Annotated in this window: 9 protein-coding genes and 1 tRNA gene; 7 read left to right on the forward strand and 3 right to left on the reverse strand. The window is 40.1% G+C overall.

What is annotated here, in order from left to right; all coding sequences use genetic code 11:
- The first annotated feature begins 188 nt into the window (after positions 1 to 188).
- Positions 189 to 704 (forward strand): VC2046/SO_2500 family protein, encoded by a 516-nt coding sequence (locus HUS62_RS21815; protein ID WP_055022407.1) that lies wholly within the window; start codon positions 189 to 191, stop codon positions 702 to 704.
- A gap of 173 nt (positions 705 to 877) precedes the next feature.
- A complete protein-coding gene (locus HUS62_RS21820; protein WP_063530135.1) occupies positions 878 to 1,177 on the forward strand; it encodes a DUF6172 family protein in 300 nt (99 codons plus the stop codon).
- Positions 1,178 to 1,251: 74 nt separating this feature from the next.
- Here HUS62_RS21820 and HUS62_RS21825 read toward each other — a convergent pair whose 3' ends face one another.
- The 3 genes from HUS62_RS21825 to HUS62_RS21835 form a co-directional block, all read right to left on the reverse strand.
- Positions 1,252 to 1,692, reverse strand: a complete 441-nt coding sequence (locus tag HUS62_RS21825) for a hypothetical protein (protein ID WP_175081138.1) — start codon at positions 1,690 to 1,692, stop codon at positions 1,252 to 1,254.
- A gap of 155 nt (positions 1,693 to 1,847) precedes the next feature.
- The gene (gene cysK, locus HUS62_RS21830; RefSeq protein ID WP_058583732.1) at positions 1,848 to 2,816 is read right to left on the reverse strand and encodes a cysteine synthase A; all 969 of its coding nucleotides are present in this window, start codon (positions 2,814 to 2,816) and stop codon (positions 1,848 to 1,850) included.
- A 195-nt stretch (positions 2,817 to 3,011) separates the two neighbouring features.
- Positions 3,012 to 5,345 (reverse strand): carbohydrate binding family 9 domain-containing protein, encoded by a 2,334-nt coding sequence (locus tag HUS62_RS21835; protein ID WP_175081139.1) that lies wholly within the window; start codon positions 5,343 to 5,345, stop codon positions 3,012 to 3,014.
- A gap of 215 nt (positions 5,346 to 5,560) precedes the next feature.
- Here HUS62_RS21835 and HUS62_RS21840 point away from each other — a divergent pair, with 215 nt between their 5' ends.
- The 5 genes from HUS62_RS21840 to HUS62_RS21860 all read left to right on the forward strand — a co-directional run bounded on the left by HUS62_RS21840 (position 5,561) and on the right by HUS62_RS21860 (position 10,106).
- Positions 5,561 to 6,712, forward strand: coding sequence for a dicarboxylate/amino acid:cation symporter (locus HUS62_RS21840; protein WP_054553767.1), 1,152 nt, complete (start codon positions 5,561 to 5,563; stop codon positions 6,710 to 6,712).
- Between the two features lie 108 nt (positions 6,713 to 6,820).
- Positions 6,821 to 7,471 carry a UvrY/SirA/GacA family response regulator transcription factor gene (gene uvrY, locus HUS62_RS21845; protein ID WP_054564041.1) on the forward strand — a complete coding sequence of 217 codons (651 nt, stop codon included), beginning with the start codon at positions 6,821 to 6,823 and terminating at the stop codon, positions 7,469 to 7,471.
- Positions 7,472 to 7,479: 8 nt separating this feature from the next.
- Entirely contained in the window at positions 7,480 to 9,303 is a 1,824-nt protein-coding gene (gene uvrC / locus HUS62_RS21850; protein WP_054553646.1) for an excinuclease ABC subunit UvrC, read from the forward strand.
- A 42-nt stretch (positions 9,304 to 9,345) separates the two neighbouring features.
- Positions 9,346 to 9,891, forward strand: coding sequence for a CDP-diacylglycerol--glycerol-3-phosphate 3-phosphatidyltransferase (gene pgsA, locus HUS62_RS21855; RefSeq protein WP_054564017.1), 546 nt, complete (start codon positions 9,346 to 9,348; stop codon positions 9,889 to 9,891).
- 139 nt (positions 9,892 to 10,030) lie between these two features.
- Positions 10,031 to 10,106, forward strand: a tRNA-Gly gene (locus HUS62_RS21860).
- The last annotated feature ends 1 nt before the right edge of the window (position 10,107 follow it).

The following is a 10,107-nucleotide window of genomic DNA, read 5'->3' on the forward strand; positions in this document are numbered from 1 at the left end:
GAGCTGGATTCGAACCAGCGAAGGCTGAGCCGTCAGATTTACAGTCTGATCCCTTTGGCCGCTCGGGAACCCCTCCAATGCAACGGCGCTGATAATAGCAAACTTATTATTTAAGTAAAGAAAAAAACTAAAGAAAAATGCATAAATGCCGATAACTGGTTAATCAAGAAACTATTTGGCTAAAGACTATGCAAATTGATGGTTTGTTGCTCACAGAGAGCCAACTCGATAATCGTCTAAATAAAAGTGTTCACGAGCACCGCTCTGGAGAATTTGCTTTATTACTAGCAATGCTTTCTCATGATGCGCTCGATTTTAGCCAGTTTCACCTGCCAAAAACTGAATTAAGCAATCCTGAAGTATCTGAATCTGCTTTGCGCACCGAGTTAGGTGCAGGCCCCACACAACCATTAGCTCCCGAACAGTTTGATATGCTGATTGGGCAAGAAAATGCACTTAGACTATTGCAAGGTGGTTTATCAGACATCAGATTACGTCATTGTTTAAACCCAGAGCCACTGAATGTTCGTGATGATAAGCAACATGTGCCGCTAGAAGTGATTGATAACTGTGAGCCTGCAGTTAGAAAACGCTTTTATGAAAAAAATAAACCCGTTGAGCGCCCACAAATCGACGCAGCTGCATTTTATGATAGCCTTACTGACGAGGCGATACATCAACCTCTTCATTTAGCTACAGCTTAGGTATAAGTGGCTTAATCGAAATGTCATAGACTACGAATACACTAAGAATAAGCTAAGAATACACTTATATTTAAGTAAAACTGCAAAAAGTACAGCTAAATTAAGATGTGCTTGTTATAATAGCAGTCTATGGCTTAATGCCATTGTCATTGAACCAAGTTACTAGGACTATAATGAAGAAAACATTCACGCTAAACCACGAGAAAATTAAATATCCTCGTATGGTTGATGCAGCCAAGCACGAAGTAAAAAAATACTTAAAACGTGAGCGTAATAAAACACTCCCAGCAGGCGCCGACTATTGGGCGTTTGACTGTAAGTTTGGTGAATCAGCGGAAGAGGCCAATGTCGTTCACGTGGCAGAGATTAATAAATGTATTAGCGATATTGAAGCAAAACAGCTTACATCGTTTTACGTTGAAATCTTAGCGCGTCCTGCACAGCGTCAACATCAAGAGTTTGACGAAGAGTAATATCCATACTGTTCTGCAGTAATACTCTAATACAAAAAAGGGCCTTCAGGCCCTTTTTTAGTTTTCGTAATTAATTATCGCGCAAATGGATCTGCATTAATTTTTTCTATGTACCAATTGCCTTTTTTACGCATCATTTTCACACTGCGCATATCATCAATTTTCTTACCATTAAAATAACCCGTAAAAATTAAATTGATGTTGGCTTTATCGCCATACTGTTCGCGCAAGCTCATGTTAGTCATATCGACTTCAATTACCACTTCATCGTATTGCATATTAACCAGGTTACGAGCAAACTGCCCAGCGGTGCCATAAGATTTCATAATTCGCGCCATTTTAGGCGTGGCATATTCCATCGCAAGATTTAAATCGTTTTGGTTGTATAAAGCATCAAAATAGAGAGTCGCTACATTACCTGGGGTGTTTTTTTCGCCCTTTGGTGCGTCTTCAGAACCGCAACCGAAAAGAATGCTGCTACTTAGAAGGATAAAAGTTAAAAGTATATTTTTCATTGTTGTAGTTTTTCGAGTGAACTTAAAATTAAGTGTGTGACTAAATGAGCATGATGTAAAGTTAACTCGGTAAAATTATTGGTTTTATTTATTTTAGGTAATAAAAAAGGACGCATGTCTGCATCCTTTTTTAACAACTAAGTGATTCTTAGTGGTTACTGAACTAGCTCTTTATCGCTGAACTCTTCAGCAAATAATGGGCTAGATAAGTAACGCTCAGTCGCACTTGGTAAAATTACCACAATGTTCTTGTCTGCGTTCTCAGGTTTTTCAGCAAGGCGTTTTGCCGCAACTACTGCTGCACCAGAAGAAATACCCACTAAAATACCTTCGTTTTTCATCAGTTCATGAGCCATAGCAATCGCATCTTCATTTGATACTTGCTCTGCAGCGTCTACAACTTCTAAATCAAGGTTACCAGGAATGAAGCCTGCACCGATACCTTGGATTTTATGAGGGCCCGGTTTAACTTCTTCACCAGCTAATGTTTGGCTAATAACTGGAGAGTTAGTTGGTTCAACAGCAACCGATTGTACATTTAAACCTTTTTCTAGTTTAAGGTAACGGCTAACACCCGTAATAGTACCACCAGTACCAACACCTGCTACGAAAATATCGATTTTACCGTCCATTGCTTCATAGATTTCAGGGCCCGTTGTTTCAAAGTGAATTTTCGGGTTAGCTGGGTTTTCGAACTGTTGTAAAAGAATGTATTTTTCAGGCTCACTCGCTTGAATTTCTTTTGCTTTTTCAATCGCGCCATTCATACCCTTAGCGCCATCAGTCAATACTAGGTTAGCACCTAAGGCTTTTAATAATTTACGACGCTCTAAGCTCATTGTGTTAGGCATAGTCAGGGTTAGCTTATAGCCACGAGAAGCTGCTACGAACGCAAGTGCGATACCTGTGTTACCTGAAGTCGGCTCGATTAACTCTTTTTCTTTGGTTAATACACCTGACTTTTCTGCTTCCCAGATCATTGAAGCGCCAATACGGCATTTAACACTGAAGCTTGGGTTACGTGATTCAACTTTAGCAAAAACATTACCTGAGGTTACGCGGTTAAGCTTTACAATTGGTGTATTACCAATCGTTAATGAATTATCTTCAAAAATGTTAGACATAGTGTTCCCTTGGAAGCAATTTATTCAATCGTTGATCAACTAGCTAGGGCTAGTGATCTGTAATAGTCACACTTTACTGTGGTGAAATAAAAACGAAAGTAAAGTTTGGCTATAACATATAGCGAATAGGCTTATAGCATTTAGTAATAAGGTGGGAAAAGAAGGGCGCGCACCAAAAGGTGCGCTAATAGGGTCTTAAAGTAACCAAGCGTAGCTAAATTTAGCAAATAACGTACGCTGCTCTTTAGTAATTGATGATAGCTCATCATCTTGATAGCCATTATCTGAGTAACCTGCAAAGAAAACCGTTTGCGGGTTCAGCTTGTAAGAATACAACAGCTGAGTGGCTAGGTTTTTATATTGGCTATCAACATCATCTATGTAATTAGCTTGATTACGCTCTAAATCGGTATAAATGACTGCAAGGCGTAAAAAGCTATTCACGTTGAATTGGTAAGTAAAACGTACATCACTTAAGTTGGCGGTAAATACTTCACTGCCATCGGCTTCAAGCTGCTCATAAGTATGACGTAAACGCACTTCAAAATGCTTACCAAGGTTCATATTCAGCACAGGGCGGATATGGAACTTATCACCAACGCGGTTATTCGCTAAATCAACGGCATTACCTGTATACATATATAAAGAAGCAAATACCCCTGCTTTTGGTTTAAAGTCACTGTAAAAGCCAACGCCATTTTCGCTAAACAAGTCAGTGTTGCCGTCGATATCTAAACGTGATTTATCGTGGCGAAGGCCGGTGCGGTTACGGTGCTCAACAGAAACCTCAAAAAAGCTCTGTAACGGTCCGCTGACTGAAAAACTAGTTTGTGCTTCTTTTTCAAGAAGTTCGTTATTTTCGTTATGGGTAATATCCCAATCGGCGTAAAGGTTAGCGCGATTCCACCAATTGCCTTTATCGCCATACCAGCGGTATTCGCCACCAGTCGTAAACTTTTTAAAATCAACTTGCGAGATAAAACCCAAGTCAGCTCTTAAATCAGCATCACGATAATTATAATCAGCGAAGGCACGCCAGTACTTCTCGTCGTGTTGATACTTTAGGTAGTAGCCAGTACCCGATTGTTGTTCTTTACTTAAAACACGAAGTACGCCTTCGTTATAGTCGCAGTCACTATTTAATTCACAAATTACTTGCTCGGGCTGTAAGCAGTTATCACCATCACATAACTCATCGATAAAATCTTGGCTGTATTGCGTTTGTGACTTTAATACTTGTACTAAGAAAACATCGTTCACTGTTGGTTTGTATTTGCTATCAATACTGTAAACTGTGTTTTTATAATCATCACTTTGTCTGTGTGTTGCCGTTGAACCGAGTGATAACCCAGATTCAAAATCGTATCGATAACGCAGGGCACCGTTTTCACTTTTCTCGTCAAGGGCGACAAGCGATGAGCCTAAATTGCCCGGGATCAACACATTGGTTTGTGTATCATTGGCAATGAAGCCGGCAAATGTATGGCCATTTTTACTTCCGGTGATTTTCGTGCCGTAATCTGGCTGGGCAATATTACGGGTATGAATAAGGTTAAGTGTTGAGGCAAAGTAGTCAGCGTTATCTAAAAAGAAGGCACGCTTTTCTGGGAAGAATAAACTGAAATTATTGTTCACACTCAATTGTGCTACATCCGCTTCAACCTGAGAAAAATCAGGATTAATCGTCGCATTTAAGGTGATATCTGGTGTGATCCCCCATTTAACATCGAGGCTGGCTTCAGTATTGTTTTCTGTCTCCCAATCAGCCACTTGTGCGCCATCAATATCACGTGTCTCATTTTTGCCAAGCACCACAGATGGAATAATCGCCACGTTATTGCCTTGCTTTGCTTGTTCAAAGCCTTGGTAACTTGGCATTTGGCAAATCCAACAGTTGTTACCATGGTCAATTTGCATATTTGAGATACGTAACCGCTCACTGCGCGGTAAAAAGCGTAAAAACTCCATCGCCATAGTCTTACTTGCTACGCTGTCGTCAAAATTCAATACGCGTAATGGAATGGCAACTTCAACTGTGTAGCCTTTATCATGAATAACACCGACGCTATCCCAAATACCGTCCCATGATGAGCTTTCATGTTTGGTCAGTTCGTTTTCTATTGAATCTTGTTGTACGCCAAGTGGGTTAATAAAAAATTGATAGGCTAATTGAGAATTATTGTATGAATCAATTTTTAGCCCGACTAGGTCATCATCCCAGGCTGCGTCACGGTCACGGTAAAAAGCACGAATAAGTTCTGGGTTTGGATCATTCGCTTCAAAGCCAATAAAAAGTGTTTCGCCATCCTCATAAACATAAGCGTGGGTGGTAACTGGGCTTTTACTGTTTTCGTAAGGCCAAGTAACGTTGTCTATGGTAATTTTTTTGGCACGTTGCCAACTTGGCTCATTGAGCTGGCCGTCGATTGTTGCTTGCTCCGCAATAAAAGGAAGGGTGACGGGTTGGCTGGTGGCCAAGCTGGTAAAAGGCACGCTTAATAGAGCGGCACTTAACATTGATTTATACATAAGCACTATACGGGTATTCAAAACTGCGAGCATGTTATTAATTTGCAACTTTGTTAACAAATGCAACGCGATAGGGCGCATATATTTACGTTCAAATTAGATTCTAACAAGCTGTGGTGGTAATTTGCGCAGTTAAACGTTAATTTGGCTGTTTTATAACAAAAGTAAACTAAAACGTGGTAAAAGATTACCACCTAAAAATTAAAGTGATCGTTATGAATTTAATTCTAAAATTAATTGCTGGTATTGTTGCCGGTATTTTAGTGGGCTTATATGTGCCACTAACAGGTGTTGAACTCCTTTACACAGTAAAAGAAATAATAGGTCAGTTGATCACCTTTACCATCCCGTTAATTATTTTATTTTTTATCGCATCAGGTATTGCTGGTTTACCAAAAGGGTCAGGCCACTTGTTAGGAAAAACAGTTGGCTTTGCATATGGTTCAACCGTTATTGCTGGAACCTTAGCGTTTTTACTTGTCAGCGCTATGATCCCATTGTTTGATGGCGGTTTAACGTTTGAAGCAGAAGTTGCTACCGAAGTGGGCAGCTTTATTGATTTAGAAATTCCACCTCTTATGAGTGTTATGACAGCACTTGCTGCGGCATTCATTTTTGGTATTGGTATGAGCCAGTTACAGCTTGATACGTTAAAGAAAGTATCTGATCAGGGCCGTGATGTGATTGATGGCTTATTAGCAAAAGTAATTATTCCTGCATTGCCTTTCTACATTGCCGGTGTATTCGCGGAAATGACAGTTGCTGGCACCGTGGTTGATACGCTGCAAACATTTGGTATTGTTTTGCTAGCTGCATTAATTATGCATTGGCTATGGCTGACTGTTTTATATGTATCTACAGGCCTTTTACTAAAGCGTAATCCTTTAGAGCTTGTAAAAAATATGCTACCCGCTTATTTTACTGCTTTAGGTACAATGTCGAGTGCAGCAACAATTCCAGTTTCACTTCGCTCAAGCAAAGCAAATAACGTAAAAGAAGATGTTGCTAACTTTACAGTACCTTTATGTGCAACTATCCATTTATCGGGCTCAACAATTACGATTGTGACATGTGCAATGGCTGTTATGTTCTTATCACCGAATATGGATGTACCATCGTTATTTGGTATGTTGCCATTTATTATGATGCTAGGCGTTGTAATGATTGCTGCTCCTGGCGCACCAGGTGGGGCAGTTATGTCGGCATTGGGTCTTTTAACAAGTATGCTTGGTTTTAATGAAGGTGCAGTTGCATTAATGATTGCACTTTATTTAGCACAAGATAGCTTTGGTACTGCCTGTAATGTAACAGGTGATGGTATCATTGCCCTGTGGGTTGATCGTTTCAGCGAGAAAGCATCAGCTTAAAATTAATTAGTGAAACGATATTTTGATTTATCGTTTCACTTTTTCTGTGCTAATGTGGCACATTAAATTGTGCGAAAGCAGCTATTTGGGTTATTTGAGGGTGTTCCATTGATTAATGTACTTTTAGTTGATGACCATGAACTTGTACGGACAGGGATCAGACGTATACTTGATGATGTTCGTGGTTTTAAAGTGGTGGGTGAAGCTAAAACCGGTGAAGAAGCGGTGCAATTTTGCCGTCAACATTCACCTGATATCGTGTTGATGGACATGAATATGCCAGGTATTGGCGGTTTAGAAGCGACAAAAAAAATCTGTCGTTATTGCCCAGATGTAAAAATTATTGTGCTTACTGTGCATTGTGAAGATCCATTCCCAAGTAAAGTAATGCAAATCGGTGCTCATGGTTATCTGACAAAAGGTGCCGGCTCTGATGAAATGGTTAATGCCATTCGTGCGGTTAATGCAGGGCAACGTTATATTGCGCCTGAAATTGCACAACAAATTGCCCTTGCTCAGGTAAGCGGTCGCACAGATGAAAACCCATTCCAGAGTTTGTCTGAGCGTGAGCTGCAAATCATGCTGATGATCACTAAAGGTGAAAAAGCGCAAGATATTGCGGATCGCTTGAACCTGAGTTCAAAAACAGTGAATAGCTATCGCTATCGCATGTTTGAAAAGCTAAATGTAGGGGGTGATGTTGAACTTACCCATTTAGCAATTCGTCATAAAATGATCGACATTGATAGCTCGCATTAATTTGCTCAATGTCTGATTTCGAACCAGCCCGTTTTCTAAAAACACTATCAAGTGAGCCCGGTGTCTACCGAATGCTTGATAGTGAAGGGCAAGTTATCTATGTTGGTAAGGCTAAAAATCTAAAAAAGCGCGTAAGTAGTTACTTCCGTAGTAATGTAACTGATAGCAAAACCCGTGTATTAGTAAGTAATATTTGCGGTATTGAAGTCACCCTGACCAACACTGAAACCGAAGCCTTATTACTCGAAAACAACCTAATTAAAAAATATCAGCCTCGTTACAATATTTTGCTGCGAGATGATAAGTCATATCCGTATATTCTTTTAACTGATCATAAGCACCCGCGACTTGCTTTTCATCGTGGTAGCCGAAAAATTAAAGGCGAATATTTTGGCCCATTCCCAAGTGCGGGAGCGGTATCTGAAAGTTTGCGTTTAATGCAAAAAATCTTTCCGGTTCGCCAATGTGAAGATGCGTATTACCGAGCTAGAAGCCGTCCATGTTTACAATATCAGTTAAAACGCTGCTCAGCGCCGTGTGTGAATAAAATCTCCGATGAAGAATATCAACAAGAAGTTGATTTTGTTCGCAAGTTTTTATTGGGCAAATCTCATGAAGTCATTGCCGATTTAGTTACTAAAATGGAGCAAGCAAGTAAAGAACTTAAATTTGAGCTTGCGGCCAAAGTGCGTGACCAAATCATGTTGCTTCGAAAAATGCAGGAGCAACAATCTATTTCAGGTAACCATGCCGAAATGGATGTAGTGGGTTTTGCGCATTTAAATGGATTGAATGCGGTTCACTTATTAATGATCCGCGACCACAAAGTGCTAGGCAGTAAAACTTATTTTCCTAAAGTGCCAAAAGACTCAGGTGAAGAAGAAATTCTAACTTCTTTTTTAGGACAATATTATCTAGCTCCCGGTGCAACAGGGCGTATTGCTAAAGAAATTATATTACCGTTTAGTATTGAAGAAAGTGAGCCATTAAGCGAAGCGCTTACGGCAATCTCTGAACGTAAAGTGAGTCTAAAAGTTGCTAATCGCGGTGAGCGGGCACAGTATTTAAAACTTGCTAATAAAAATGCACTTAACAGCATTAGTGTTAAGCAAAGCACGCAGGATTCAATCAACAAACGTTACGCACAATTAAAAGAAACATTACGCCTAGATGATATTAATCGCATGGAATGTTTTGATATCAGCCATACAATGGGTGAAAACACGGTAGCAAGTTGTGTGGTGTTTGATTCGCAAGGGCCTAATAATAAAGAATACCGTCGATTTAATGTTACTGGTATCACCGGCGGTGATGATTATGCTGCGATGGAATTTGCACTTAATAAACGCTACAACAAAGTAGTCGATGAAGAAAAAATTCCAGATGTCATCTTCATCGATGGTGGTAAAGGTCAATTATCTCGTGCTGAGCAATATTTTGAAAACTGGCCACATAATAAAATGCCATTGCTGGTGGGTGTTGCAAAAGGTACAAGCCGAAAACCCGGTTTAGAAACGCTATTAATTGATGGCGGACGTAAAACAATACCACTTGATTCAGATGCACCAGCGTTGCATTTAATTCAGCATATTCGTGATGAGTCGCACCGTTTTGCCATTGCAGGGCATCGTAATAAACGACAAAAACAACGCACACAATCATTGTTAGAAGAAATTACCGGCGTAGGACAAAAGCGCCGACAAGCATTATTAAAATATTTAGGGGGCATGCAAGGGGTAAAAGCTGCTAATATAGACCAATTAAAACAAGTTCCTGGGATCAGCCCTGAAATGGCTGAAAAGATATTTAATCATTTGCATGACAAGGCGTAGCCTTCGTGCGAATATAGTAAAAAAAGACATCTCCAAGTAGTTATGTGGAATATTCCAAACACACTCACAACCTTTAGACTTTTTCTTATCCCCATTTTTTTGGTGATATTTTATTTGCCTTTCTCATGGGCGTTTTTCGCAGCTGCGTTTGTTTTCTGGCTTGCGTCAATCACAGATATCCTTGATGGTTATCTAGCGCGTCGTTTAAATCAATCAACGCCTTTCGGTGCGTTCTTAGATCCGGTTGCCGACAAAGTAATGGTGTGTGCAGCACTGGTTGCTTTATCAAGCCATTACCAAAGTTTGTATATGACTATTCCTGCATTAGTTATTATTAGCCGTGAAATTGTTATCTCTGCTTTACGCGAATGGATGGCAGAGCAGGGTAAACGTGACAACGTAGCTGTATCAAACATGGGTAAGTTTAAAACTGCAGCGCAGATGCTAGCCATTATCGGTTTGATCTGGCAGTTTGATACATGGATGATCTACTTAAGTTATGGCCTTTTGTACGTCGCAACATTCTTAACGCTTAGTTCTATGTTGCAGTATTTAATAGCGGCATGGTCAGAATTGACCAAAAATTGATCCTAAACGTTTAATTACACACCGTTTTAGATAAAAAATAAGCAAACAGTTCAAAACTAGCATTTTTTATATTGACGCGTTTAATAATCTCTGTAGAATGCGTCCGTGTTGAGAGGGCATAGCCCCCAAGATAAAGAAAGCGGCACTAGCTCAGTTGGTAGAGCGCAACCTTGCCAAGGTTGAGGTCACGAGTTCGAGCCTCGTGTGCCGCTCCAA

It is taken from the genome of Pseudoalteromonas sp. 0303, assembly GCF_013349995.1.
Classification (GTDB): Bacteria; Pseudomonadota; Gammaproteobacteria; order Enterobacterales; family Alteromonadaceae; genus Pseudoalteromonas.